26 protein-coding genes are annotated in these 23,331 nt (G+C 59.6%); 10 read left to right on the top strand and 16 right to left on the bottom strand.

Going from position 1 to position 23,331, the window contains the following annotated elements; translation table 11 throughout:
• Nucleotides 1-45 precede the first annotated feature (45 nt).
• The 3 genes from ACI512_RS29980 to ACI512_RS29970 all read right to left on the bottom strand — a co-directional run bounded on the left by ACI512_RS29980 (nucleotide 46) and on the right by ACI512_RS29970 (nucleotide 3,172).
• Nucleotides 46-1,935, bottom strand: a complete 1,890-nt coding sequence (locus tag ACI512_RS29980; RefSeq protein WP_236379702.1) for an alkaline phosphatase D family protein — start codon at nucleotides 1,933-1,935, stop codon at nucleotides 46-48.
• Nucleotides 1,936-2,046: 111 nt separating this feature from the next.
• The gene (locus tag ACI512_RS29975; RefSeq protein ID WP_064055162.1) at nucleotides 2,047-2,253 is read right to left on the bottom strand and encodes a hypothetical protein; all 207 of its coding nucleotides are present in this window, start codon (nucleotides 2,251-2,253) and stop codon (nucleotides 2,047-2,049) included.
• Nucleotides 2,254-2,383: 130 nt separating this feature from the next.
• Complete coding sequence (locus tag ACI512_RS29970; RefSeq protein WP_236379703.1) at nucleotides 2,384-3,172, bottom strand: VacJ family lipoprotein; 789 nt, start codon at nucleotides 3,170-3,172, stop codon at nucleotides 2,384-2,386.
• A gap of 164 nt (nucleotides 3,173-3,336) precedes the next feature.
• Between ACI512_RS29970 and ACI512_RS29965 the strand changes: the two genes are divergently transcribed.
• Both ACI512_RS29965 and ACI512_RS29960 read left to right on the top strand, forming a co-directional pair.
• Nucleotides 3,337-4,047 (top strand): response regulator, encoded by a 711-nt coding sequence (locus ACI512_RS29965; protein ID WP_122811860.1) that lies wholly within the window; start codon nucleotides 3,337-3,339, stop codon nucleotides 4,045-4,047.
• The gene (locus ACI512_RS29960; protein ID WP_236379704.1) at nucleotides 4,044-5,363 is read left to right on the top strand and encodes a cell wall metabolism sensor histidine kinase WalK; all 1,320 of its coding nucleotides are present in this window, start codon (nucleotides 4,044-4,046) and stop codon (nucleotides 5,361-5,363) included. The genes ACI512_RS29965 and ACI512_RS29960 overlap by 4 nt, the downstream gene beginning before the upstream one ends.
• Before the next feature lie 544 nt (nucleotides 5,364-5,907).
• Here the strand turns inward: ACI512_RS29960 and ACI512_RS29955 are convergent.
• The 3 genes from ACI512_RS29955 to ACI512_RS29945 form a co-directional block, all read right to left on the bottom strand.
• On the bottom strand, nucleotides 5,908-8,151 hold the full coding sequence (locus ACI512_RS29955) for an ATP-binding protein (RefSeq protein WP_236382420.1): 2,244 nt from the start codon (nucleotides 8,149-8,151) through the stop codon (nucleotides 5,908-5,910).
• Nucleotides 8,148-8,762, bottom strand: coding sequence for a biliverdin-producing heme oxygenase (locus ACI512_RS29950; RefSeq protein ID WP_236382422.1), 615 nt, complete (start codon nucleotides 8,760-8,762; stop codon nucleotides 8,148-8,150). The genes ACI512_RS29955 and ACI512_RS29950 overlap by 4 nt, the downstream gene beginning before the upstream one ends.
• 195 nt (nucleotides 8,763-8,957) lie before the next feature.
• Nucleotides 8,958-9,338, bottom strand: a complete 381-nt coding sequence (locus ACI512_RS29945; RefSeq protein WP_064052054.1) for a response regulator — start codon at nucleotides 9,336-9,338, stop codon at nucleotides 8,958-8,960.
• Between the two features lie 182 nt (nucleotides 9,339-9,520).
• Here ACI512_RS29945 and ACI512_RS29940 point away from each other — a divergent pair, with 182 nt between their 5' ends.
• On the top strand, nucleotides 9,521-9,895 hold the full coding sequence (locus ACI512_RS29940) for a cytochrome c family protein (protein WP_015885795.1): 375 nt from the start codon (nucleotides 9,521-9,523) through the stop codon (nucleotides 9,893-9,895).
• On the opposite strand, the gene ACI512_RS29935 is transcribed toward ACI512_RS29940, so the two are convergent.
• The 5 genes from ACI512_RS29935 to ACI512_RS29915 all read right to left on the bottom strand — a co-directional run bounded on the left by ACI512_RS29935 (nucleotide 9,896) and on the right by ACI512_RS29915 (nucleotide 14,698).
• Complete coding sequence (locus ACI512_RS29935) at nucleotides 9,896-11,917, bottom strand: LTA synthase family protein (RefSeq protein WP_405121474.1); 2,022 nt, start codon at nucleotides 11,915-11,917, stop codon at nucleotides 9,896-9,898.
• Between the two features lie 68 nt (nucleotides 11,918-11,985).
• Complete coding sequence (locus ACI512_RS29930; protein WP_236382424.1) at nucleotides 11,986-12,597, bottom strand: hypothetical protein; 612 nt, start codon at nucleotides 12,595-12,597, stop codon at nucleotides 11,986-11,988.
• Nucleotides 12,597-13,865, bottom strand: coding sequence for an exo-alpha-sialidase (locus ACI512_RS29925; protein ID WP_064052057.1), 1,269 nt, complete (start codon nucleotides 13,863-13,865; stop codon nucleotides 12,597-12,599). Before ACI512_RS29925 ends, ACI512_RS29930 begins: the two co-directional genes overlap by 1 nt.
• A gap of 21 nt (nucleotides 13,866-13,886) precedes the next feature.
• Entirely contained in the window at nucleotides 13,887-14,432 is a 546-nt protein-coding gene (locus ACI512_RS29920) for a cytochrome b/b6 domain-containing protein (RefSeq protein ID WP_236382426.1), read from the bottom strand.
• Nucleotides 14,432-14,698, bottom strand: coding sequence for a PepSY domain-containing protein (locus tag ACI512_RS29915; protein ID WP_236382427.1), 267 nt, complete (start codon nucleotides 14,696-14,698; stop codon nucleotides 14,432-14,434). Before ACI512_RS29915 ends, ACI512_RS29920 begins: the two co-directional genes overlap by 1 nt.
• Before the next feature lie 147 nt (nucleotides 14,699-14,845).
• Between ACI512_RS29915 and ACI512_RS29910 the strand changes: the two genes are divergently transcribed.
• The 3 genes from ACI512_RS29910 to ACI512_RS29900 all read left to right on the top strand — a co-directional run bounded on the left by ACI512_RS29910 (nucleotide 14,846) and on the right by ACI512_RS29900 (nucleotide 17,515).
• A complete protein-coding gene (locus tag ACI512_RS29910) occupies nucleotides 14,846-15,508 on the top strand; it encodes a response regulator (RefSeq protein WP_015885789.1) in 663 nt (220 codons plus the stop codon).
• On the top strand, nucleotides 15,505-16,857 hold the full coding sequence (locus ACI512_RS29905) for an ATP-binding protein (RefSeq protein WP_236382436.1): 1,353 nt from the start codon (nucleotides 15,505-15,507) through the stop codon (nucleotides 16,855-16,857). The genes ACI512_RS29910 and ACI512_RS29905 overlap by 4 nt, the downstream gene beginning before the upstream one ends.
• Before the next feature lie 91 nt (nucleotides 16,858-16,948).
• Complete coding sequence (locus tag ACI512_RS29900; protein ID WP_231808720.1) at nucleotides 16,949-17,515, top strand: hypothetical protein; 567 nt, start codon at nucleotides 16,949-16,951, stop codon at nucleotides 17,513-17,515.
• Between the two features lie 3 nt (nucleotides 17,516-17,518).
• Here the strand turns inward: ACI512_RS29900 and ACI512_RS29895 are convergent, their stop codons facing one another.
• From ACI512_RS29895 to ACI512_RS29885, 3 genes are read right to left on the bottom strand one after another with little or no spacing between them, the layout of a single operon-like run.
• Nucleotides 17,519-18,001 (bottom strand): hypothetical protein, encoded by a 483-nt coding sequence (locus tag ACI512_RS29895; RefSeq protein WP_236382438.1) that lies wholly within the window; start codon nucleotides 17,999-18,001, stop codon nucleotides 17,519-17,521.
• Between the two features lie 4 nt (nucleotides 18,002-18,005).
• Nucleotides 18,006-18,293: a colicin E3-like toxin immunity protein gene (locus ACI512_RS29890; RefSeq protein WP_093543331.1), complete on the bottom strand. Its 288-nt coding sequence runs from the start codon at nucleotides 18,291-18,293 to the stop codon at nucleotides 18,006-18,008.
• Between the two features lie 15 nt (nucleotides 18,294-18,308).
• Nucleotides 18,309-19,472 (bottom strand): S-type pyocin domain-containing protein, encoded by a 1,164-nt coding sequence (locus ACI512_RS29885; protein ID WP_236382440.1) that lies wholly within the window; start codon nucleotides 19,470-19,472, stop codon nucleotides 18,309-18,311.
• Nucleotides 19,473-19,664: 192 nt separating this feature from the next.
• Here ACI512_RS29885 and ACI512_RS29880 point away from each other — a divergent pair, with 192 nt between their 5' ends.
• Together ACI512_RS29880 and ACI512_RS29875 are read left to right on the top strand one after the other, a co-directional pair.
• The gene (locus tag ACI512_RS29880; protein ID WP_015885783.1) at nucleotides 19,665-20,135 is read left to right on the top strand and encodes a helix-turn-helix domain-containing protein; all 471 of its coding nucleotides are present in this window, start codon (nucleotides 19,665-19,667) and stop codon (nucleotides 20,133-20,135) included.
• A complete protein-coding gene (locus tag ACI512_RS29875; protein WP_015885782.1) occupies nucleotides 20,132-20,707 on the top strand; it encodes a PIN domain-containing protein in 576 nt (191 codons plus the stop codon). The genes ACI512_RS29880 and ACI512_RS29875 overlap by 4 nt, the downstream gene beginning before the upstream one ends.
• A gap of 88 nt (nucleotides 20,708-20,795) precedes the next feature.
• On the opposite strand, the gene ACI512_RS29870 is transcribed toward ACI512_RS29875, so the two are convergent.
• On the bottom strand, nucleotides 20,796-21,290 hold the full coding sequence (locus ACI512_RS29870; protein WP_236382484.1) for a hypothetical protein: 495 nt from the start codon (nucleotides 21,288-21,290) through the stop codon (nucleotides 20,796-20,798).
• A gap of 453 nt (nucleotides 21,291-21,743) precedes the next feature.
• Between ACI512_RS29870 and ACI512_RS29865 the strand changes: the two genes are divergently transcribed.
• Nucleotides 21,744-22,052, top strand: coding sequence for a DUF3077 domain-containing protein (locus ACI512_RS29865; RefSeq protein WP_236382486.1), 309 nt, complete (start codon nucleotides 21,744-21,746; stop codon nucleotides 22,050-22,052).
• 112 nt (nucleotides 22,053-22,164) lie between these two features.
• On the opposite strand, the gene ACI512_RS29860 is transcribed toward ACI512_RS29865, so the two are convergent.
• Nucleotides 22,165-22,536 (bottom strand): PH domain-containing protein, encoded by a 372-nt coding sequence (locus ACI512_RS29860; protein WP_236382488.1) that lies wholly within the window; start codon nucleotides 22,534-22,536, stop codon nucleotides 22,165-22,167.
• 157 nt (nucleotides 22,537-22,693) lie between these two features.
• Between ACI512_RS29860 and ACI512_RS29855 the strand changes: the two genes are divergently transcribed.
• On the top strand, nucleotides 22,694-23,329 hold the full coding sequence (locus ACI512_RS29855) for a LysE family translocator (RefSeq protein WP_236382489.1): 636 nt from the start codon (nucleotides 22,694-22,696) through the stop codon (nucleotides 23,327-23,329).
• Nucleotides 23,330-23,331: the final 2 nt, after the last annotated feature.

Here is a 23,331-nt window from a genome sequence, read left to right as displayed (position 1 = left end):
TCTTTTTACGGCTTATCGCGAGGAGAAGTCAGAGCCTGGAAAGGGTTACTTCGGCGCCACCATCCTCGTCGGCGCCTTGCCATCCGCGTTGTGCTGGTAGATCGCTTCAGGCTGGCCTTGTTGGTTGAAAAACACCTGGCCAATCCCCGCCGAATTCCATAATCGTTCGCCCGCTTCGGCATGTTCCGGAATATGCGGCACCACCTGCATGGTGCGTCGGCGGGTGAACCAGTTGAGGGGCGAGCGCGGTGAGTAGAGCCAGCGGTTGAGGCGGTCGAACCATTCCAGCAAGCGTGGAGGGAATTCGTTCTTGATGCCGCTGCTGGTGATCTGCCAGATCCGGGGGCCGGCGTTGCGATGACGGATCAGCACTTCGTAGACGAACGAGTAATGCACGTCACCTGACAGGATCACGTAGTTACCCGGCGTTCGCGAGTGGCGGAATATATTGAGGATCACCTGGGCTGCGCCGCGATGGGCCATCCAGTTTTCTGCGTCCACCAGCAAGGGGTGGCCGCACCAGCTGAAGATTTTCTGCACCGTCTCGATCAACTTGACGCCAAAGATCGGCGCGGGCGAGACGATGATGGCCGAAGGGTGGTCGAGCAGTTCCTGTTGCAGTTCGCTCAAGGCTTCCCAGTCGAGCAGGCCGGAAGGTTGCTTGAAGGTGAACTCGCTGCGCCAGCGGCGGGTGCGAGTGTCGAGCACCACCAGCGCAGGGGTGGTGGGCAGTACGTAGTGCCAGTGCTGGAACGTGAGCAGCGCTTCGAGCAATTCATTCTGCGCGGCGGCATCCAGGTGGTTGGCCTGGGGCTGGTGGGTGAGCGCCTGGCTTTGCTTTATCAGCCCGTCAAACACATCCGGCTGGTTGCCCCAACCCTGGCACAGCAGATAGGCCAGCAGGGCGTTGCCGATGATGCGTTTGGAGAACGGGTGACCGTAGGCGGTTTCTTCCCACTGTGCGCTGAGGTTCCAGTCGTCGGTGATGTCGTGATCGTCAAAGATCATCAAGGTGGACAGGTGGGCGAAGACCCGCGCAACGCCCGGCAGGCCGTCGCGGAATGTATCGACCTGCACCTGTTCGCGGGCATAGCGCTGCTGTTCTTCTGTGTTCAGTTGCGGCGTTTGCGGTGCGATCAACGTCCAGGGCGTGGGCGACCACACCAGCAAGTACATCGCGATGACTTCAGCGAAGGTCACCAGGTGATTGTCGGCGGTGCTGCTGGTGAAGATCGGCTTTTTCACACCACCAAAAAAACGCTCGCGCAGGGTTTCGTTGCTGTCCAGTGCGGGCAGCAAGTCAGCGCGATGGTAATAACTGGCGCGATGCCCATAGAGGCTGGCGCTGTCATCCACCACGGCGCCCTCCAGGTATTCGTCGAAGAGGCCCAAGCGTGTGATCAACGCATGTATCGCCCGTAGCATCGGGCCGGCGACATCGTCGGCGTAGACTTGGTCGCCACTCATCATCAGCAGGGCTGGGCGGTCGGCCGGGGTACGGGCGTCGGCCAGCAGGCGGTCGACGCACAGCAGGCCTTCGTCGGCGCTGTGATGGGGTTTGCGGCAGGAGCCATGCACCAACTGATGGATACGGCTGTGCAAAACGAAACCGGGCAGTTGGGCGTCGGCGTACAGCAGGTGCGGTGCCCAGTCGGCGATGCCGGTGTTGTCGAACAACAGGTCGTAGCTGATGACCACGTCGAGGGGCAGGGCATCGCTCAACGGCACATCGATCAGGTGGATAAAGGCATGGCACCCCACGGGGATGACCTGGCACTGGTCGAGGCGTATCTCCACCGTCTGCGCGGGCAGGTGCAGCTTCAGCGTCAACGCCAGTGCTCGACTTCCCACCAGCCACATAACCAGGCGCCGAGGTTCGAGGCGTCGCAGCAGTGGGCCGGCCAGTACGGCGGGCAGTGTATCGGTGTGCGGCATGCAGTTATGGATTCCAGACTGGATAGAACCGGCAAGATTAATCCAGTGAATGTCATGGTTTTGTTAAGGGCGAGTACGAAGGGCCGTGCACTGCCCTTCGTATAAGGCGGTTTAAAGGATGTTGCCCTGACCCAGGCTGTCTAGCCCGCCGCCGTTCTTGCGGGGTCGGTCGTTGGCTGCCGTGTGGGTGGAGTCGGCAGTGTGCGGTTGCGTGTGCATTGCATCAGTGCTGCGCTTCTTGCGCTGGGGCTCTGCATCATCCTGCTGCAGGGGAGTGTATTGAATATTGCCCAGTGAGTGGTTGATAGCGCTAAGCATGGATGTTTCCTTCTATTGAGCAGAGGGTTACTTCGCCTGTCGGAGCGAAGTGAGGCCAAACTTATAGAGGCCAAAGCGTGCCGGCTATAAGCACGCTGCTGCAAGATATGACAGCCCTGCGGGATTCGAATCAGAAGTCATCCGCGCGGCCCTTCGCGCAGCCGTCCAGCCCGGGAGAGGTCGCGCCTTCTTTACCCTCCTGCACAAAGGCCAGCCGATTTTCCGCCACCACATTGCGTAAAGCGCTGTAGTAATCCGGTAGCTTTTGCAGGCTGTCGGTGAGCGGTAACAGCGAGGCCCGTGTATCGACAGTGCCGCCTACCAGGCTGATGGTGCCCAGCGTCTGCACCGTATCGCTATCCCCCAGTGGCGAAACCAGGAAGCTCAACACTTTGCCTGCCGCATCCCGGCTGTTGCTGGTGCCCAGCAATGGCAATTCCACAATCGGTCCATTGCCGACACCCCACACGCCGAACGTCTGGCCGAAGTCGGCTGTATGGCGCGGGATGCCCAAGCGGTCTGACACATCGAACAGCCCCACCACGCCCACCGTGGTATTCACAGCAAAACGCCCCAGGGTATTGACTGAGCGGCGCGGGTTGCCTTGCAGCACGTCGTTGATAAACACCTTCGGCTCGCTGAAGTTGCTCGCGAAGTTATGCACACCCTGTTGAAAAAAATCCGGCAGGTCACGGTAACCGCGAGCTACAGGTGCCAGGGCGTAGTGATCCACCGCGCGGTTGAATGCAAACACGCTGCGGTTGACCGGCTCGCCCGGGTCATAGACGGGCGAGTTCACCTGCGCGCAGCCGGTGGTGGGTGTTACGGGGGCCGGGCTCGCACAGCCCGTCAGGTAAGACACAGTCAGTAACAGCATGGCCTGGCGGGCCAGATGCTGGGGGTAGGTCAGCGAACGCATGGGCACAGTCTCCGCAAAAAGGAGGCCGATCCTGGCATTGCGGTCTTGCGCAAAGATGTCTGGTTTATTGCGCCGTTGACGCTTTATTGCACGATTGAAATATATGACGGGCCGCGTCGAATGGTTTTAGATGGCACCTCGACCCAGCCCAGTGAAGCCTGCCGGTGAGCAACCTGTTAATCGTGGACGATGACCTTGAAGTCCTCGCCCTGCTGAAGAAATTTTTCCTGCAACACGGCTATGCGGTCGAGACCGTGGCCAGTGGTACCGAGCTGTGGGCGGCCATGGAGCGCCAGCCCACCGACCTGATCATTCTCGACCTGATGCTCCCCGGCGATAACGGGTTGCTGCTCTGCCAACGCCTGCGCCAGCAATACGCCACGCCGGTGATCATGCTCACGGCCATGGGCGAACTCAGCGACCGCGTGGTGGGCCTGGAAATGGGGGCCGACGACTACCTGAGCAAACCCTTCGACGCCCGCGAATTACTGGCGCGGGTGCGGGCGGTATTGCGCCGGGCGGGTGAACACCGGGCGCCCGTGGGCGAAGTCGCGCGCCCGTTGATCCATTTTGCCGGCTGGCAGCTGGACCTCATGCGCCGCGAGCTGCGTTCGCCCGACCACGTGATGATCCCGCTGTCGTCCGGTGAATTCGACCTGCTGCTGGTGTTCGCCGAACACCCCCAGCGCGTGCTGACCCGCGAGCAACTGCTGAACCTGGCGCGGGGCCATAGTCATGACGCGTTCGATCGCAGCATCGACGTGCAAGTGAGCCGCCTGCGCCGCAAGCTGGAATTCGATACCAAGCGCCCGGCGATGATCCGTACGGTGCGCAATGGCGGTTATCAGTTCACCGCCAGTGTGACCCGCTCATGAGCCGACTACCGCGCGATACGGTGGCCCGTTGGATTGCCCTGACCATCCTGGTCGCGATGCTTACCGCCCTGGCGTTCAACGCCTTGTTTGTGCAGCTGGCAGGGGTGTGGGCACGACCGCCGCTGGCCGAAACCGGATTGCTGGAAAAAATCGCCGTGGTGGTGCGCGTAGTCGAGGCCTCGGAGCCGCCACAACGGGCACGTCTGGCCCAGGCGGTGGGGGATGAGGGGTTCAAGGTGACGTGGGCGGCCCAGCGGCAGGCGTTGGTTTTACCCGTTCTGAACGATCCTGATTTCCACTCGGGCGAGCAGGTCTTCAAGCACCTGCTCCAGGGGCCGCCTCGTCCGATGGAGGCCTATGAACCCTCCGATTGGCCGGAGGGCAACGGCCACTACGCGCTGCTGGTGCAATTGGCTGACCGGTCCTGGCTGATGTTCAGCGCGTCGTCGCGCAGTTGGGGGCTGGACGATGGCGCGCGCCATCTGATCGTGGCGCTGTTGGTGCTGATCTCCACCGCGCTGGTCACCCTGGTCGCGACCCGTCGACTGGCTCGGCCCCTGCAACACTTTGCCCAGGGCGCGCGACGTTTCGGTGCCGACTTCCGTGCGCCGCCCATCGAACCGATGGGCCCTCTTGAACTGCGCCAGGCGATTCTTGCCTTCAACAGCATGCAGGCGCAGTTGCGACACTTCATCCAGGACCGTACCCAAATGCTTGCGGCCATCTCCCATGACCTGCGCGCACCCTTGACCCGCCTGCGCCTGCGCGGTGAGTTCATCGAAGATGCCGACCAACAACAACGACTGTTCCGCGACGTCGATGAAATGCAAGCCATGATCAACACCGCCCTGGAATTCTTCCGCGACGACGCCCGCCTGGAGCAGGCCACCCAACTGGACCTGGCGGAATTGCTGCAAACCCTGATCGATGACTACCGTGACCAGTCCATCGACCTCACCTTTCGTGGCCCCCCGCGCCTGGTGTACTTCGGCCGGCCCCTGGGCCTCAAACGGGTGATGACCAACCTGATGGACAACGCGATCCACTACGGCGTGGCGTCGGAGATCGAGTTGCAGCAAAGGCCGGAAGAAGTGGTAATTCGGGTGCTGGACCGAGGCCCCGGCATCGCGGCTGAATATCGGGAACAGGTGTTCCTGCCGTTTTATCGCCTTGAAGGCTCGCGCAACAAAAGCACGGGCGGTGTCGGGCTGGGGTTATCGACCGCACGGGCGATTGTGCTGGAGCACGGCGGAACGCTGACCCTGACAGAACGCCAGGGCGGAGGGTTGGAGGCAGTGGTGGTGTTGCCCGTATGAGGTTTACCTGGCAATGCAAAACACGTTGCGATAGGCATAAGTAACTACACAACGTTGTAGCAACCACGTAACCACGTAACCACGATGCGAAGCGAGCCGCTCTTGATCGTGATCTTGATCTAGCTTTTGATCTCAGGCGCCCCGTCAAACACGCTGGCCGGAATTCGACAGGGATTTGGGGGGTAAACCGGCAGGGATGCCGGTTTAGCCGCCCCGCGCCATGGATGGCGCGTGGCGGCGGCCCCCCAAATACCTGTCGGATTACGGGCACACCGAGCGTGAGCGAGGTGCCGAGTGTTGGGGCAAGAGCGTTTTGCTTACTTTTGCGCTCTTCAAAAGTGAGCCGCTGTAAAAGCGGAACCCATAGTGGCCGTTACCTAAATAACGGATATGTACCCAGTCTGATCCAACATCCAAGTCGTCTGCGAGGCCGCCAGCGGGAGCAAGCTCCCTCGCCACAGGCCCAGCGCCGTACCCGGAGTGGTGTAGATACCTATCCCCATCGCGGGCAAACCCTGCGCCCACACCTCACATTCTTACCGCGTCAGGTATACGAGTCTTCGATGACCCTCGGCACCGTAAACCGAAACTCACTCCCCCGACCCACTTCACTCTCGGCAACGATCCTGCCGCCATGGGCCTGGACGATACCTTGCGTGATGTACAGCCCCAGCCCACTGCCGGTCGGGTTGTTTTCCGTCTGGGTCCAGTAGCGATCAAACACATGCGGCAGTTGTTCCGGCGCAATCCCTTCGCCGGAATCGCGTACCGAGAAGACAATTTCTTCGCCATTGCTCATGGCGCTGATACCGATATTGCCCTGACGCGGCGTGAACTTGATGGCGTTGCCGATCAGGTTCGACAGCACCTGGAACAGGCGCTCGGGGTCGCCATTGATCTGCAACCCAGGCTCGGCGTTGAACGACAGGTCGATGCCTTTCTCCATCGCCAGCGGTGCGAGCAACGAGTAGGCCTCTTCGAACATCTGGCTCACGTCCAGCGCCACCGGCTTGACCACATAGCGTCCGGCCTCGATTTTCGAAGTGTCGAGCAAGTCTTCCAGCAGCACGTTCATGCGCGCGGCGGCCTGTTGCATGGTGTCGATGGCCGAGGAAATCCGCCGCGAAGTATGTGGGCCATCGGAACTGAAGGCTTTTTGCATCATGCCGCAGAGCATGGAAATCACGGTCATCGGGTTGCGCAGGTCATGGGACACCACCGCCACCAGCTCATCACGCGCACGCACGGCTTGTTGCTCACGTTGCACCTGGCGCGCCAGGTCGTTTTCCAGCGCGGAGCGGCGCAGGTCGTTGGCCGCAAACAGGTCGCCATGGCTCCACTTGGTGGAGATGCCGGCCATTTCTACCTTCCAGATTTCAAACGAGGTGCGTGGGCGAAGGCGCAGGCCTGCGTCGGAATTTTCCAGGTCCAGCGGCTTTGTCGGGTCACCGCTCCAGTTGATGTTCTCTTTCACTTCCGGGCGGAACCACAGCACGCCGTTATCCACGGGCTTGGGCAAACTCATGGCCAATACACCACTGGCCATCTGTTGGAACTCCACCGCCGGCGCGTAGACCGACGCCAGGTTATGGCTGGAAAACACCGGCTCGCCGCTCTCCTGCAGCCACCTGTGCAACGCGCGGATCTGCGCCGGTTCCGGGCAGTTGCCGTAGCGGTGCAGTTGCTTGTCTTCGATGATCGCCACGCCGCCGGACAGCGTCAGGTCCATCAGCAACTGACCTTGCTGTGCCAGGCCGTCGAATACATTCACTTCCGAGGCCTTCATCGCCCGATCCAGCAGGGCCAAAGCCTCGACTTTCTCCTCGCGCTGGCGGCTCAGGTCCAGGGCTTCCATGGCGCTGATCTGCAACGACAGTACCTGGCCGATGGTCTGGCAGGCGGTGCGCAGGTCGTTAGGCACCAACAGTGGCTGGCGGTTGCCGCAGCTGATCAGGCCCCAGAGTGTGTCGCCCTTCATCAGCGAGATACTCATGGACGACAGCACGCCCATGTTCTGCATGTACTGGCAGTGAATCGGCGACACACTGCGCAGGGTGGCAAAACTCAAGTCCAGCGGCTGGCCGGTGTCCGGGCGCAGCTTGGGCAGCAGGGGGACCGGCTCGTAGGCCGCATTCGGGATGATGCGCAGCCAGTTGGTGCGATACAGCTCGCGGGCTTGCTCCGGGATGTCGGACGCAGGGAAGAAGAGTCCGTTGAACAGCTCCATGGACGGCGCGGACGCCTCGGCGATCACCTGGCCGTGGCCTTCTTCTTCGAAGCGATAGATCAGCACACGGTCGTAGCCGGTCATGGCCTGGATTTCATTCACGCTGATTTCGTACAGCGCTTGCAGGGTTTTTGCCGACTGCAGGCGTTGCAGCATCTTGCCCAGGTCGCTGGTGCGACCGTTGAGGGCCCGTGGGCGGAAATCCTTGAGCAGGGGTTCGAACTCGAGCACCAGCACGTTTTGATGGCGGTGCAGCAGGCCTTCGAACTCGGCGCCGTTAAAACTGACGTGCAGCGGCGGGGCGTCGAAAAACGTGTTGTTTTCGGCCATGGCGGCGACGGCCTTGGCGTGCTCGATGCCCACCAGGGTGTGCAGCGGCTGATTCAGCAGCGCTTCGGGCGCGTGCCCGAACAAAGTACCGATGTTGGCGCTGACCTGAATGACCTTCAGGTCCGGCTCCGACAACGTCAGCAACACGCCGTGGGGCTGGATCGCCCCCGGAAAGCGGATGGGCTCGTCGGCACAGTTGGCAAGCAGCTCTTCAAAATCGTCGGGTTTCATAGCAGTACCTCCTGGCTGTCGAGCCATTGCTCAAAACAGCTGAATGTCGAACGGGCGGCGTCCACAGCGTGCTGTCTGGCGAGAGCGTCCAGCGGCAGGCGGCCCAGGTAATCAAGGAATTCTTTCCAGCGACGGCCGGTCTCGGCGCCGTATACGTTGAGGAACGCGCCGCCGGTGTCGCCGCTCACGTTCAGGCGCTCGGCCATTTCCCGGCGCAGTACCTGGCCACCCAAGGTCGCGCCTTCCAGCACGTACAGGGCACCCAGGCAGGCGGCGGGAGTATCCAGGGGCGGCAGGTTGGCGCAGCGGGGCAGGGCGTTGATAGCGCGGTCATTCAGGCCAAGGGCTTGAAGGTCGTTCACCAGCGTAGGCGTTTTCACCCGCATCACCGGGTCGAAGCCTTCGGGGATCATCTCACCGTCGTACAGTACCGCTTCCATCGGCGCATAAAAGCCGTAGTACGCCTGGATTAAGCGCTGATACCAGCCGGCGTCCAAACGCTCGGAAAAAAACGGCAAGCGCTTTTCCAGCGCCACGTGCAGCAGGGCCGTACCGGTGCGCAGCGCTTCCAGCGTTGAGGGCGCACCGACATCAGGGGCCTGTGAATGCATTCAATGAGCTCGAACTGTGGGCCTTGCGGCCATGAATGACGCATGGAAGTGGGCGACAATTCTACACAACTCGTCGTTGGCCACTGAGCGCACAAGGCGAAAAGGCTGACCGACGGATCAGAAAAGTCGCTCCTTGCATCAATAATGACCACCGAGCCTGCAACGAAGTTCGGTAAGCGTGATATCGCGACGCTATCAATGCATGGACATGCCCTGTTGTGTCAATGCTGTTTGCACATACTCAATCAAGTGCTCAGTGCTCCACGGCTTGGGCAGAAACCGCACAGACCCGCCCAACTGCGACGCAATCTTCGCGTTACCGGAGGTCAGCAGCACGGGCACCGAGGGCCAGCGGTGTGCAACCACGCGGCTCAAATCGTAGCCATTGAGTAACCCAGGCATCTGGATATCGCTGACAATCAGGTCGACCGGATCATCGGCCCGCTCCAGGTAAATCATTCCCTCATCCGCCGAAGGAAAAGACGTGACGACTGCACCGAAATCTTCCAGCACATCCACCATTAACGCGCGAATGATTTCGTCGTCTTCCAGTACCAAAATCGATGGCTGAGCCATGATCCTTACTCCTCCATCATGGGTTCAGTAAGGTGGAGTGGAATGGGTTGGAATAGGTTCGATTGGATGTCTGTGGGGCGATGGGTGGTCGTTTTAGAGCGGTTTAGAGACTGTTTCCTCGAACGGCGCAGCGCAGCGGATACAGGCATAATCGCTCCCTCCTTGCCCGATGCGGAGCCATCATGAAGTACGCGTTACTCTCCCTCGTCCTGTTACTCAATACCCACTCGGCGTTTGCTGCGGGCGATGCCGAGGCGGGCGGCAAGCTCTTCGCCAAGACCTGCGGCGGTTGCCACAGTATCGGCGAAGGCGCGCGCGGCGGCTTTGGCCCGGAACTCAACGGCATCATCGGACGCCCTGCGGGGACGACCGCTGACTATCAGTACTCCGATGCGATGAAGAATTCCGGTGTGGTCTGGACCCGCGACAAACTCGCGGCCTACATCGAAGCCCCGAAGAAAGTGGTGAGTGGCACGCGGATGATCTTCTGGGGCATCAGTGACCAGGAGAAGATTGAAAACATCCTGGCGTACCTCGAAACGTTCCAGGACAAATAATCACTCCCGCACATTCCTGAACAGCATCAACCGCGCGCTTTCATGCAGGCCTCGGGTCAGCCCCTGCAAACGCTTAAACTCATCGGGATGCAGCGCGGCCACGTCGTCACGCGGGGTGGGCGATGCCAGGTCATGCAGGGTCGGTGAGCTGCCGTCATGCTGCATCTGCAACAGGAAGTGGCGGGTCACGCCGCCGATCACCGGGAAGGTTCCCTCGCGCAACACCAGTGGCACCATGCGTTCACCTTCCGGTGCCGGTTGCTGGATATCCCGCCCCATCGTGCCGTGACTAAACGGCACACCCGCCAAGCCGGCCACGGTGGGCAGCAAGTCAGCCAGGCCGACTGCTTCTTCGATCACCCGGGGTTGCAGGCCGGGCGCGTGGATCAGCAACGGCACGTTATTACTCTCCAGCCCCAGTTGTTCGAAAGCCGGCGCCATGTGCGGAATCTGGCTGATGCGGGTGTTGTGGTCGCCGAAGAACACAAAGATGCTGTTGTCGTAGTAACCGCCCGCCTTGGCGATTTCCATCAGCCGGCCGATGTTGTAGTCCAGCAGGCGCACGGCGTTGTATTGCTCGACACTGCGTGAACCGGCAGCTTGGGCCTGCTCCAGCGTCACGTCGCGGGCCTGGAAGCCATCGTTGTGCTTGGGAATGGTGAACGGACGGTGATTGCCGGAGGTTTGCACGTAGGCAAAGAAGGGTTGGTTCTTCGGGACCGCGCGCAGTAGTTCGTCACCTTCCTTGAACAGATCCAGGTCGGAAATGCCCCACACGTCTACCCGTGGCGAGCGCCAATGGCTTTCTTCAAACAGCTGCACGCCGTCGATGCTCTGGCGGATCAAGGCATTGATATTGGCCCAGCCGGCGTTGCCACCGATCATGTAGAACTTCTGGTAACCCTCGAACGCGTTGATCAGCGTGTGTTGCCGCGTAATCAGCGGGTTGCGCGTGGCGGTCTCCTGGCGGGTGACGTCGGGCACGCCGGTGATGCTCGCCCATACGGTCTTGGCGGTGCCGGTGACAGGCACGTAGAAGTGTTTGAAAAACCAGCTTTGCGTGGCCAGTTTGTCCAGGTTCGGCGTGGGGTTGAGTGGGTTGCCGTAGGCGCCGACAGCACTGGTGCCGAGGGATTCGAGCATCACGAAGATCACGTTGGGCGCTCGCTCGCCGGCCAGTCGATAGGGCTGCACGCCTTGTTCGCGGATGAAGTTCAGCTGCTGGGCATCGGGGCGGTCGACGCCCAGGTAGTGGGCGACCTGTGGGTAATGCTCGCGCACCTGGACCTCGTCGAATTGCGATTGGCCGACCTTGAGCGTGTCGTACAGAAACAGCACCGGGTTCAGCCCCACGGCGGCCACCTGCGGGTTGCCGGAAAAGAACGCGTCGCTCCAGCGCAGCGGCACCGGGTTCTCCAGGTTGAGATGGGCGACACGGCCGAGCAGGGCCAGCAGTACGCCGATCACGCCGATGACGGAAACAGCCACCAATGACAGTTTGCCGCGGGTGCTGGGTGCGCGGTCCAGGGTCAACCGCTCAAGGCAGACCAGCGCCCACACCCACAAGGCCACCGCCGCCAGCCAGCACGCGGTTATCCACAGCACCGGGTAGGTTTCCCACACCATCTGTTGTGAAATCTGCGCGTCTTGCAGGTAACGCAGCACGGTCGCGTTGATGCGCACGCCGAGGTAGGCGTAGTGGCCGAAGTCGACGATGTACACCAGGCCGACCACGGACAGCGCCACCACCAGATAGGCGCGGGCCAGCCAGCGCAGGGCCGGGAGGGTGGTCAGGTTCCAGCGAGGAATCCAGGCCAGCAGCGCCAGCGGCAGCAGGAGCAGCACCGCCAGGCGCAGGTCGAAACGCAGGCCGATGCCCAGGGTTTCCGGCAGTGCCGGGGTATTCAAATCAAGGCCGGAAAACCCCAGCACAAACACCAGCCGCAACGCGGCCAGCAAGGCAAACACCAACCCGATCGCGCCCACGCCGTAGCGCAGGCGGCGTGATTGCAACGCACTCATCATTTTTCCCATTCTCTAAATCAACACAAATCCAATGTGGGAGAGGGGGGGCTCCCGATGGCGGTGGTTCAGTGCCGCAGGTGCTGGCTGACACGCCGCCATCGGGAGCAAGCCCCCTCCCACAGTCTGAATTGCATCAGTCCAGCGACGATGCAGTAGCCCGCCAACAGCGGATCGACCAGATAATCCCAATAGTTTTCCGACGCCTTGAGCCGCAGCGCGAAGGCCAGCGTGCCAATCGCCAGCATCCACACTGCCAGGGCATTGCGCAGCCACAGCATCAGCAATGCGGCCGCGCCCACCAGCACAATCATCGGCCGGGGGTTGAAGCCCCAGCGGTACGGATCGAAATAGGTCAGGCCCAACGTGGCCGGGTACAGAGCCAGGCTCAACAGCCCAAACATCATCAGCGTCTGCATGTGGTGCCGTCGATTAAGCGGCTGCACCACGCCCAGTCGACTGAGTGCAACCCACGCCAGCAACACCAACGTGCTGATCGCCAGGTCATCGGTAAAACTGCGCACATACGCCGCCAGCGGCAATTCATTGACCGGGATAAAACTGACCGCCGCCAACAGCGGCAACAACCACGGCCGCCACGGCGCGGTGAATCGAAACAGGCTCAGGAGCACAAAACCCAACAGCACAAAACTCAAATGCGCCTGCCACAAATTAACCATCACAGCCGCTCCGCCAGCCAGGCTTCGTTGAAGCTGACATGTTTGATAAAGGTGTTATTCCACGAGTAGACCAAGTGGTACATGCCGTCCGGGCTGCGGCTGAAATACGGGTACTCGTATTCGAAATCGCAGCCACGGGGTTTGCACACGCGGTAGTCGAGGTTGCTGAGGAAGCGCTGCTCCAACGGCAGACGCCGGGCGCCGCTGGAAGCACGGAAACCTTCGCCGATGATTTCTTTATAGGCCTCGGGTGAGAATGGCTGGCCGAGCGGGTCGGGAGACTCATCCAGCTGTACCACCGTGCGCCATTGGCTGAGCTGGGCGTCGGTGCCATAGAGGCTGAGTTTGAAGCGGCCGTCCTGCAGATCGTTGAGGGCCACCAGTAAGCCGTCGTCCTGCGTGGCCACTGCCGCCAGCGATGAATTGGGGTTGGCCGGCTCCAACGGATACGGCTCGCTCCAGGTTTGCCCAGCGTCTTCGGTGCGGCTGGCGAGCACGCGGTGATGGGTGTCACCGGCATAGCGCAACATCGCTACGGCGCGCTGGCCATCCAGCGGCACGATGGTCGGTTGCAGGGAATTTTTGCCGCGGCTGATGCGGAATTTATCGATCACCGCCCCATCGGCGCTCAGGTACAGGTATTCGGCAAACTTGCCCATGAACTCGTGGTACACCGGCAGGCCGATGGAACCGTCGGCATGGAACACCGGCGCGGCGCGCACCAGGGTGCTGATATTGAAGAACGGCGAAGTCACCAGTTGCCTTGGCGCCGACCAACTGGCGCCGAGGTCGTCCGACACCATCAGGTTGATCGCACTGGTGGCCCAGCCGCCGACTGACACCGACACGTAAAACATCCACAGGCGTTTATCCGGGCCCAGGGCGATCACCGGGTTGCCCAACTTGCGGATGTAGCGCTGGGTGCCGTCGCGGGTGCTTTCGCGTGTGGCCAGCACCTGTTCGGCGCCCCATTCGCCGCTGCGTGCATCAAAGCGTGCGGTGCGCACCTGCACATCGGCCGCGCCTTCACGGGAGCCGGCGAACCACACCGCCATCAAGTCGCCGCCGGGCAGGGCGGTGACGGACGACGAGTGCACAAAGTCGGTGAGCTGGGTGGACACGAACCGGCTGCTGTACTGCGCCGGCGCCGCGACTTTTGCGGTGTTCGGGCTGGCCTGGGCAAACGGCGCCAATACATGGGGCGGATGGCTCTGCCAGGCGGCGAAAAACACCGCCAGCAGGCTACAAATCAATAAGGCGGAGCGCATAGGGGACCTGTGGATAAAGGATTACTGCGCAGGTTCATCCGGCAGGCGCTTCCTGCGACCGGTGAGCATGGATAACGGCAGGTTGTCCCGCACCTGGATACTTTCGAACACCGCCGCCAGCACATGCACGCAGACCAGGCCGAGCAGCACGTTGGCAGCGGTTTCGTGGATTTGCAGCGGCCAATCGGCTCCCCACAAGGCGTCGACTTCCTGCATCAGGAAACCGCTAATGCCGATGCTCAGCAGCGCCAGTAACATCAACAGCATCACCAGCGCGCCAATCGGCGAATGGCCCAGGCGATGCTGGGGCCGGCCTTTGAGCAACGAGCGCATGTGGGCCGTCAGGCGCTTTGGCGTCGGCCAGAAGTCCGACCAACGCGCACTGCGCGGTCCGACAAATCCCCACACCCACCGCACCAGCAGCCAGGCCATGGCGTAGTAGCCCAGCCAGACATGCCAGTCATCGCCTGCTTCGTTAAAGAAGTAATTGGCGACAAAGACCCCGGCGATCGACAGATGAAACAGTCTCACCAGCGGGTCCCACAGGCGCAGGGATTCGCCTGGCATCAGCCCTTGATCTCAGTCTTCACGGCTTTGCCGGTGACGGGGTCGTGGTAGATCTCGACCTTGCGCTTGTCCTTGTCGAAGCCGTAGATCTCGTAGCAGTTGCCATCGGTGACTTTGAACTTGCTGATTGTGTAGCCTTCAGCCTTGAGCTTCTCCTGGAAGGCTTTTTCGTCTTGCCATTGCGAACGCTCGGCGGTGGTGCACTGCGGGCCGGCGACGGCCAGGGGACTGGCGAGAATCAGGGACAGCAGGAGAATTTTGCGCATGGAAAGGCTCTCAGCAGAGGTGGGAGGTTTCACAGTGCAAAACCAACCTTAGCGCAACCTTAGTTGGCAACGCGCCGTAACATCTTTGCCGAAATAACCCATGCCAGAACCCGGCATGATGCCGCCGATTCCTACAGAGATTCTGCTATGCGCCTACTCCTTGTCGAAGATGATCGTGCCCTCGGCCAAGGCATTCGCGTGGCATTGGGCGCCGAAGGCTACACCCTCGATTGGTTGCAGGATGGCGTTGCGGCCCTGCATGCCTTGCGCACGGAAAGCTTCGACCTGTTGCTGCTCGACCTCGGCCTGCCGCGCCTCGACGGCCTCGACCTGTTGCAGCAACTGCGCGCCGAGCAACATGACGTGCCGGTGCTGATCCTCACCGCCCGCGACGGTACCGCCGAGCGCATCGCCGGCTTGGACGCGGGGGCCGACGACTACCTGGTCAAACCCTTCGACGTCGAAGAACTCAAAGCCCGCGTGCGCGCCCTGTTGCGCCGCAGCCAGGGCCGCGCACAACCGATGTTGGAACACGCCGGCATCAGCCTCGACCCGGCCACCCAGCAAGTGCGCTACCAGGACGCCGACATCATCGTCACCCCCATGGAGTACCAACTGCTGCACCAACTGATGGTGCGCCCCGGCAAAGTCGTGACCCGCGAGCGGTTGTCCCGCGCGTTGTATGGCTGGCAGGATCGGGTCGAGAGCAATACCTTGGAAGTGCTGATCCACAACCTGCGCAAGAAGTTATCCACCGAGCTGATCCGCACCGTGCGCGGTGTCGGCTATGTACTGGCGCTAAAACCATGACCTCGGTTCGTGCACGTATCCTCATCCCGGTCTTGCTGCTGATATTGGCGGGTGACGCCCTGATCAGCTGGCTGGTGCTGCGCGACAGCCACCATGAAATCGAAGAAGTCTACGACGCCCAACTCGCCCAGAGCGCGCGCCTGCTGCAAGGCGTGCTGCGCCAACGGGATCCAGGGGAAGCGGATTGGGGGCGGTTGTACCAGGCGTTCGACCAGGCCATGAGTCGCGTGGGTAAAGATGGCGTGGCCCACCCCTATGAAACCCGCCTGACCTTCCAAGTATGGAACAGCGCGGGTCAATTGCTCGTGCGCTCCGCCGAAGCGCCCGTGCTGGCGTCACCGCCGACGATCCTCGGTTCCCACGACCTGATGGACAACGGCAATGACTGGTGCGCCTTCCTCCTTGCCGATCCGCAACAAGGATTGCTGATCTGGGTGGGCGAGCGCGATGACATTCGCCAGGACGTGATCCAGCGCATCATGCGCCACACCCTCTGGCCGACGCTGATTGGCGTGCCGCTGCTGACGCTGTTGATCTGGTGGGTAATCGGCTGGGGCTTCAAACCTTTGCGCGCCATGGCCCTGTCCATCCGTGGGCGAACTGCCGAGACCTTGCAACCCTTGCACCTCAAGCCTTTGCCCAGCGATCTTGAACCCATGCAAACCGCGCTTAACCGGCTGTTGGTGCAAGTGGATGAGCTGCTGGAGCGCGAACGCCGCTTCATCGCCGACGCCGCCCACGAACTGCGTACACCGCTGGCGATCCTGCGAATTCACGCCCAGAACGCGCAGAGTGCCATCACTGAGGAGCAGCGACGTGAGGCGTTGGACTTTTTGGTCAACGGCGTCGACCGTGCCACCCGCATCGGCAGCCAACTGCTGACCATGGCCCGCATCGAGCCGCAGTTGAACAACCCCGTGTGTGAACGTGTGCAATTGACCGAACTGGTGCGCGAAGAACTTGCCGAGTTGACCCCCTTGGCCATGGAAAAAGGTGTGGAGCTGGTGCTTGAAGGGGAGGAGCAATGTTGGGTGAAAACCGAACCGGCGGCGTTGGCGATTGCATTGCAGAACCTGGTGACCAATGCCCTTAACTTTTCCCCGGCAGGCAGTGAAGTGAAGGTGGTGATTGGTGCGCATTGCCTGAGCGTGAAAGACCAGGGGCCCGGGATTGATGAGGCGCAAATGGAGCGCCTGTTCGAACGGTTCTACAGCCGGGGCAATGCCAATGGCGCGGGGTTGGGGTTGGCCATTGTGCAAATGATCGTGGGCAAGATCGGCTGCCGGTTGGCGCTGCATAACCGGGAGCGGGGTGGGTTGTGCGCGCGGTTGGTGTTTGACCGCGCTTGAAACGGCCGCACTGTTAATCCCCTCCTAAAACGGAACAATCCGTTTAAATTCGGGTCCAGTCATCACACTCTTCTCCGATAAGGACATCCCCGTGAAGCGAATCGTGCTGCTCTCCCTCGTCCTGGCCCTGGGCGCCTGTCAATCCAACCAACGTGACTCATCGCCCAGCCTGCTCAAGGACGGCATTCAGTTTCGCCAGAAAACCGTGGCTGTGGATGCGGAACACGCCAAGGTCATCATGAAGTCCAGTGGCGGCACTCCTGCCGTCGACTTCTCGATCAGCCGCGAAGGCGACCCCGACCCACGCATGGAAGCCCTCGGCACGGTGATGGACACCGGCGAAGGCAAGGTCTTCAACTGGATCGCCAAGCTCAACCAAACCGTTGCCAGCGCCACGTTCAAGCGTTTTCCACAACTGGAAATCCAGGCCGACCCCGGCAAGAAACTCACGGTATCGGGTTACGCGAACGACACCCGCACGGGTTACTACTACACCTGCGGGCCGGCGATGAATACGTTCCGCCCGGAGAGGGCAAAAGTGTACCTGGTGGAATTCCAATTCAAGGGTTCGGGGTGTGAGCAGCATGTGTATGACGTGACGGACCCGGCGAATCGCGTACCGGTTGCGGAGGCGGGCAGTGGGGTTAAGTCGGGTTGAGGGTTAGCCATCGTGGGGTAGACCCTGTGGGCATACCACACCGTTGAAGGTGTGGGTGCAGCAGTTGCAGCAGGGTTTTATCTGCTCGGGCGTCAGCTGTGGGTTGACCTTTTGCAGCAGGCCGCCTTCGTCGACATACAAGCCGCTGTAGTAGCTGTTTTCATCCGTTCTCACGCAATCCTGCTTGTCGCTTTCATGTTGCGCGACCATCCAGAATACCGGATCCGGACGATCCAGGCGGGCCTTGGCTTCGCTGAACACCTGATCCCATGGGTGGCCGACTTTGGACAGGAGAAACCTGAACAGCGGGGTGTAATCAAAGCCATGCCGTTGATGGCTATGCATCGAACCGCGATTTGATTGTTTGTCTTTTTCGCTTTTGGTGTGCCGCTCATACCGGTAGGCGCGGCAACTGCCGTGGCGCACGCCATGGGTTCGGGTGTTGACTGAGCGGTAGAGGAGTGGCTTTTGCAGTGCGGGTTTCATTGCATTAGGACGCCTTTTTGGGTTGCTTTGGGGGCGGTGGCCAGGCGCCTTGGTAGCGGAAGGACAGTTGGTAGTCGTGATGGTCGGGTTCGATCATGTGCTGGAAGTACGGCTGAATAATCGTAATCCAGTTAGGCTGAACGTTGAATACGTCGGCGTATATCGCGGTTTCTTCGCCTAAACCCAATGCTTCAAAAACATTGTCTGGATCTGCGATATCGGCTGAGTACTCATCCGCCTTCAAGTCATTACTGTGTTTTTCGTACCATCGCAGTCTGATTTTCATCAGCATTTTCCGAGTTCCTTTTTATCTGTAAATACGACGTTTCGGGTCCGCCGGTCCTCGACGCTCGGCGGTATAAGGATCAAATGCGCCGAGGTGTGCCAAATCGCTGTTTCGATAGACTTCCAGCTCGCCTTTTTTGGAGTCCCACTCAAATATTTTTCTTCCTTTTGCGTCTATCCAACGTTCACGTAAGCCGGCTCCGCCTTTTCTTGGTGTCACAGGCTTTTGGGGAATCAGACCCGGGAAGCCTGTTATGTCTTCGGTTTCGGGTGGAGAAAAGTAATCATAGTCTGGGTTTCTAAGCCCTTTCCTTGGCTGGTTTACCACCACATACAGCGGCCGAACCCCCGACTCCACCGGGAACACCAGAATAAAATCCCGATACTCCGGCGGATAAATCGGGTTCACCAGAATCTGCGCGGCCTTCTCCGTCGGCGGATAAATCCAGATCACCGGCGCCTGCGGCGCGGCCTCCAAGGCCGGAATACCCAGCGTGTCACTGGGATCAACGGCGGGCGTCCAGATCAGCTCCACGCCCTCATCCAAATCCGCCACAAACTGATCGCCACGGCTTTGAAACTGCACCACATCAATCATCTGCCAGTCGGCATGGTTGCCCGTGTAAAAACCATACCCCTTGAGCGTGCCGTCCTCGCGTTGCTCGATATGCAACCGCATCTGCGAGCGCGCCCGTTGCATCGAACGCAACTGCTCCTCGCTGTAGAGCGCGCTATCGCCCAGCTCCGACGGCCAAGCCAGCGCCACCAAACCCGTCAACAGGCCACCGGCGACGGACCCGACGGCAGTGGCCGCCGACTCCCAAACCGCCGAACGCAATGCCAACTGCCCCAAACCTGCGGGCAATGCGCTACCGCCGATCTTGCGCAGGGCAACCGCGCCCCGGCCGTCCACCTCACGCCCACCCAGCAAGCTTAAATGGCCGTACTCCTTAATCAGCTCCAGCGGGACATACCCGGCCGGGTTGAAGTAATGGGTGATGCCGTCAGGCAGTTGGCAGGGCTTGATGAAAACGCAGCCGGGAGGTTTTGTTAGCGTGGGTGTCGGGCCAGGGGATGGCTCGAAAAAATCAACAGACGGCGAATACGGCACACGCGACGGCTGCGGGGTCAGGATCCGTCGTTTGCGTAAGTCTTCTTCGGTGGGTGGGTACAAGCGCTCTGACATGACGGCTCACTTCCTTGTGCGAGGGAGTGAGCCTACGAGGGGTAATCAGAATCTGATGTCGGCTTAATTCGGCGGTTGGTGTGGGAAAAGTGGACAGGGCTTCAGTCGGTAATTCCGTTTCGAATATTGCGATTTTCGTTTGTTTCGTTTAGCTTTGATTGCAACTGAATTAAGCGTCGCCGGAGTTGCATCATGATCACCAACCACCTTCCCAAAACGATCCTTCCGCTGGAAAAGGAAGTCGAAGCCGCCGTGCAAGGCCAACGCGAACTGGCCTCGCTGCTGTCGACCAAGTTTGAAACCCAGCGCATCGACATTTTCGACAAAGAAGACAAACCCCACACGCTCGTACTCCCAACCTCAGCACTGCGCTTATTGGTCGATATCCTGGGCGAGTTGGCGATCGGCAATGCCGTCAAGGTCGTCCCGGTGCATGCCGAACTCACCTCGCAGGAGGCCGCCGACCTGCTTAACGTTTCACGACCGCACTTGGTCAAGATGCTGGAGGAAGGCGCCATTCCCTTTACAAAAACCGGTCGGCATCGGCGCATCCGGTTTTCGGATTTGATGGCGTTCAAGCAGCGGCGGGATGAGGAAAGCCAGGAAGCAATGGAAGCGCTGGCGCAACAGGCCCAGGAGTTGGGAATGGGGTATGACGGATGAGGTGTTCGCCTTTTACCGCTGTATATGATGCCTGCGTTCTCTACCCGGCGGCCCTCAGGGATTTGCTGATGTGGCTTGGCTTGTCAGGGTTGTATCGAGCTAGATGGACTAGCCAGATTCATGAGGAGTGGAAGCGCAACGTACTCAAGAACCGACCCGATCTCACGGCTGAGCAAGTGAATTGCACGTCAGCGATGATGGACAAGGCGATACCTGACGCTTTGGTTACGGGATATGAGGATCTGTGTTCGAGCTTGGATCTGCCCGATCCTGATGATCGTCACGTGCTGGCGGCGGCGATTCGGAGTAAAGCTGAGGTTATCGTGACCTTCAATTTGAAAGACTTCCCGCCGCATATACTGGCTGCCTACGACATTGAGCCGATGCATCCGGATGACTTTATTTCGGATCTTTGGGATCTGGATCAGGCGGCGGTGTTGGGAGCGGCGCAGAAGCAAAGGCGGGCGTTGAAGCGGCCTCCAATGGCGGCGGGAAATTATCTTGAGATGTTGATGAGGCAGGGGTTGGTGCAGACTAGTAAGGCGCTGGGGCCTTATGAGTTGATGCTGTAAACTTCATACTAGTGGCGCAGTTCTCGCTGAGGTTCACGCCTTTAATGCAGTATTGTTAGATTCTAATCAATGCGGCTCTTTTTTGTTTTTATGTGCTGTGTGTCTGTATTAGGGTGAGGATTTGCATTACTAATGCTACCGACAAAATTGCAAATTGCTCTTTGGGTGTGATTTCGGAAAAATTCCTCACTTGACCTAGTGGAGTATTTTTTTGAGTATTATTGAATGATGTATGTATCGCACTTTTTTGATCAGGTGAAAACTGTTTGTAAAGGTTGTTTATTTTCTCCTTGTCAATTTTTGTGTCAATCCTGTGCGCAAATTTATTTCGAATCGTCCCAACTGCTAAAAGTGCGGGGGCGAACTCTTTTGGCATCCCGATCGCAACTGCTAGGTTTACCTTTTGAGAAAAGTCGAGCTGCATTTTTTTGATGTGTTCATAATCTGAGACTAGTATTTCAATCAGCTGCTCAAGAGCCGACTCTATATAAATGTGCGTACGGATGGTTGCCCCTAATTCGTCTTCTTTTAGTATGTCCGAGTAAAAGGAATCTAAGTTTAATATCTTTGGTTGGGGTTTCATGTATGTACTGGTCTCGTCAGCTGCTTTTATGTTTTTTGAATAAAGAGTTTTTGGTGTTTCATTTTATTTTCTCTACCACATCAGACACGTTTAGCCACAAAGCCGATTTCCTGCTAATCAATCTCTAGGCTACTTTTGGCGTGTCGTCGACATTCGACGGTCGGGCCTGGAAACCCGTGGAACAATAGCGCACAGGTGCCACTATTTTTATCACGACTGCTGGTGTTTTTGTGCCAGCATATCCGTGTTATGGCGGCTGTGCGCGGGAGACCTTCGGGTCTGCCGGGTTCCTATTGTCCCGGTTTTCCAGCCTGCGCATAGCTGCCACCCATTCGCCTGGAAACGAACGTGGCGGCTCTTTTCTACATTAGGAGTCAAGCCAATGAGCATTTCTGAAAGGCCATACCCTCACAACACCATCCTCAACACCTCCACGCATTCCGGAGGTGCCCAATGATCAACCCACCGCTCAACAAAACCCTCGGCATCATCACCTTCTCCACCTGCGGCAAGCAGCCCAACCTCCACCGTCTATTCCGCGTCAATTCCGGTGTACCCATTCGCGATGCCCTGGAGCATGCCTCCGAGCTGCTGCACTGCTCCAAGATGCTGGCGTTGGACGCAGCCATGGACACGGGCGCGGATCGTTTTGCATGGGCGGCGCATTATTTGGGGGAGATGGCGAAGGCGGTGGTGGATGATTTGGCGAATGGGATGTTGCCGAATGGGGTAGTGGAGGAAGGGGAAGGGATTGGTGTGTAGGGCTGTGGTTTGATGGTGTGGGAGAGGGCCCTATCGGGGGCAAGCCCCCTCCCACCTTTTGATCGAGGTACAGCCGTCTCAGCCTTGTAGACAATAAGCAATTGCCTGCCGATCAGGTCAGCAGGTGCTTGGAGATCAATCGCGAGATTTCGACGATGGAAGTCTGGCCGGTGAATTCGAATTTCACCTTGCCCAACGACGAAAAGTAAATTTCCAACTCCGAATCCAGATCAAACGTCCCGGACGTCTCCACCGAATACGCGACGATGTTTTTATACGGCAGCGACGTAAAGTCCTTTTTGCTGCCGGTAATCCCCTGCACGTTCACCGCAATAATCCGCTTGGTGGTAAACACTACGCCGTCGCGCATGGCCTTGTAGGCGTCGACCACTTCCTCGCCGTCGAGCAGCAGGGCCGATACGCGCTCGGCGTATTCGTTGTTTTGCTTGAGCTTGAAGAAGCCTTTGTTGTTGAAGTCGATCATGGGCCTGCCCTTGGGTGAGTGGTGCGGTGGGTGTATGACGTTTTGCTCGCGGATCTGTATCTAACGCGCGCATTTTGAACGCCCTACCATGGCGTCCAAGCCTACAACATTGGCCAAATGTTTCACGTCGACAGAATAACGATCAAGGAGCCAAACAATGCCTGAAGTGTCCAGCTGGCTTGCCTATGCGCTGATCTCGCTCGGCATGGTGCTCACGCCCGGGCCGAACATGATTTACCTCATCTCCCGTTCGATCTGCCAGGGCCGTACGGCCGGGCTGATTTCCCTGGGCGGCGTGGCGTTGGGTTTTTTGGTTTACATGCTGTGCGCGGCCTTGGGGATCACGGCCTTGGTCATGGCGGTGCCGTTTGCCTATGACGCGCTGCGTTTCGGCGGTGCGTTGTACCTGGCCTACATGGCTTGGCAGGCCATACGGCCGGGCGGGCGTTCGCCGTTCCAGGTGCGGGATCTGCCCAAGGACAGCCCGCGCAAGCTGTTCACCATGGGCCTGGTGACCAACCTGCTCAACCCCAAGGTGGCAGTGATGTATTTGTCGTTGCTGCCGCAGTTCATCGACCCGAACGGCCATGGCAGCGTGTTGACGCAATCCCTGGTGCTGGGCTTTACGCAGATTTTTATCAGCGTGAGCGTCAACGCGGTCATTGCCACCATGGCGGGGTCGATCGCGGTGTTTTTCGTCACCCGGCCGGGTTGGCAGGTGGTGCAGCGCTGGCTGATGGGGTCGGTGCTGATGGGGTTGGCGGTGCGGATGGCAGTGGAAGGACGACGCTAAAC

The sequence above is a fragment of the Pseudomonas petroselini genome, assembly GCF_045037875.1.
GTDB classification, from domain to species: Bacteria; Pseudomonadota; Gammaproteobacteria; order Pseudomonadales; family Pseudomonadaceae; genus Aquipseudomonas; species Aquipseudomonas petroselini.
Note: the sequence above shows the minus strand (reverse complement) of the source record. Positions and strands in the feature narration are given on the sequence as shown.

Excerpts from the sequence above, each read along its gene's own strand:
- ACI512_RS29980 (WP_236379702.1), bottom strand. The coding sequence starts at position 1,935 with ATGCCGCACACCGATACACTGCCCGCCGTACTGGCCGGCCCACTGCTG.
- ACI512_RS29975 (WP_064055162.1), bottom strand. The coding sequence starts at position 2,253 with ATGCTTAGCGCTATCAACCACTCACTGGGCAATATTCAATACACTCCC.
- ACI512_RS29970 (WP_236379703.1), bottom strand. The coding sequence starts at position 3,172 with ATGCGTTCGCTGACCTACCCCCAGCATCTGGCCCGCCAGGCCATGCTG.
- ACI512_RS29960 (WP_236379704.1), top strand. The coding sequence starts at position 4,044 with ATGAGCCGACTACCGCGCGATACGGTGGCCCGTTGGATTGCCCTGACC.
- ACI512_RS29955 (WP_236382420.1), bottom strand. The coding sequence starts at position 8,151 with ATGAAACCCGACGATTTTGAAGAGCTGCTTGCCAACTGTGCCGACGAG.
- ACI512_RS29950 (WP_236382422.1), bottom strand. The coding sequence starts at position 8,762 with ATGCATTCACAGGCCCCTGATGTCGGTGCGCCCTCAACGCTGGAAGCG.
- ACI512_RS29945 (WP_064052054.1), bottom strand. The coding sequence starts at position 9,338 with ATGGCTCAGCCATCGATTTTGGTACTGGAAGACGACGAAATCATTCGC.
- ACI512_RS29940 (WP_015885795.1), top strand. The coding sequence starts at position 9,521 with ATGAAGTACGCGTTACTCTCCCTCGTCCTGTTACTCAATACCCACTCG.
- ACI512_RS29935 (WP_405121474.1), bottom strand. The coding sequence starts at position 11,917 with ATGAGTGCGTTGCAATCACGCCGCCTGCGCTACGGCGTGGGCGCGATC.
- ACI512_RS29930 (WP_236382424.1), bottom strand. The coding sequence starts at position 12,597 with ATGGTTAATTTGTGGCAGGCGCATTTGAGTTTTGTGCTGTTGGGTTTT.
- ACI512_RS29925 (WP_064052057.1), bottom strand. The coding sequence starts at position 13,865 with ATGCGCTCCGCCTTATTGATTTGTAGCCTGCTGGCGGTGTTTTTCGCC.
- ACI512_RS29920 (WP_236382426.1), bottom strand. The coding sequence starts at position 14,432 with ATGCCAGGCGAATCCCTGCGCCTGTGGGACCCGCTGGTGAGACTGTTT.
- ACI512_RS29915 (WP_236382427.1), bottom strand. The coding sequence starts at position 14,698 with ATGCGCAAAATTCTCCTGCTGTCCCTGATTCTCGCCAGTCCCCTGGCC.
- ACI512_RS29910 (WP_015885789.1), top strand. The coding sequence starts at position 14,846 with ATGCGCCTACTCCTTGTCGAAGATGATCGTGCCCTCGGCCAAGGCATT.
- ACI512_RS29905 (WP_236382436.1), top strand. The coding sequence starts at position 15,505 with ATGACCTCGGTTCGTGCACGTATCCTCATCCCGGTCTTGCTGCTGATA.
- ACI512_RS29895 (WP_236382438.1), bottom strand. The coding sequence starts at position 18,001 with ATGAAACCCGCACTGCAAAAGCCACTCCTCTACCGCTCAGTCAACACC.
- ACI512_RS29890 (WP_093543331.1), bottom strand. The coding sequence starts at position 18,293 with ATGCTGATGAAAATCAGACTGCGATGGTACGAAAAACACAGTAATGAC.
- ACI512_RS29885 (WP_236382440.1), bottom strand. The coding sequence starts at position 19,472 with ATGTCAGAGCGCTTGTACCCACCCACCGAAGAAGACTTACGCAAACGA.
- ACI512_RS29880 (WP_015885783.1), top strand. The coding sequence starts at position 19,665 with ATGATCACCAACCACCTTCCCAAAACGATCCTTCCGCTGGAAAAGGAA.
- ACI512_RS29875 (WP_015885782.1), top strand. The coding sequence starts at position 20,132 with ATGAGGTGTTCGCCTTTTACCGCTGTATATGATGCCTGCGTTCTCTAC.
- ACI512_RS29870 (WP_236382484.1), bottom strand. The coding sequence starts at position 21,290 with ATGAAACCCCAACCAAAGATATTAAACTTAGATTCCTTTTACTCGGAC.
- ACI512_RS29865 (WP_236382486.1), top strand. The coding sequence starts at position 21,744 with ATGATCAACCCACCGCTCAACAAAACCCTCGGCATCATCACCTTCTCC.
- ACI512_RS29860 (WP_236382488.1), bottom strand. The coding sequence starts at position 22,536 with ATGATCGACTTCAACAACAAAGGCTTCTTCAAGCTCAAGCAAAACAAC.
- ACI512_RS29855 (WP_236382489.1), top strand. The coding sequence starts at position 22,694 with ATGCCTGAAGTGTCCAGCTGGCTTGCCTATGCGCTGATCTCGCTCGGC.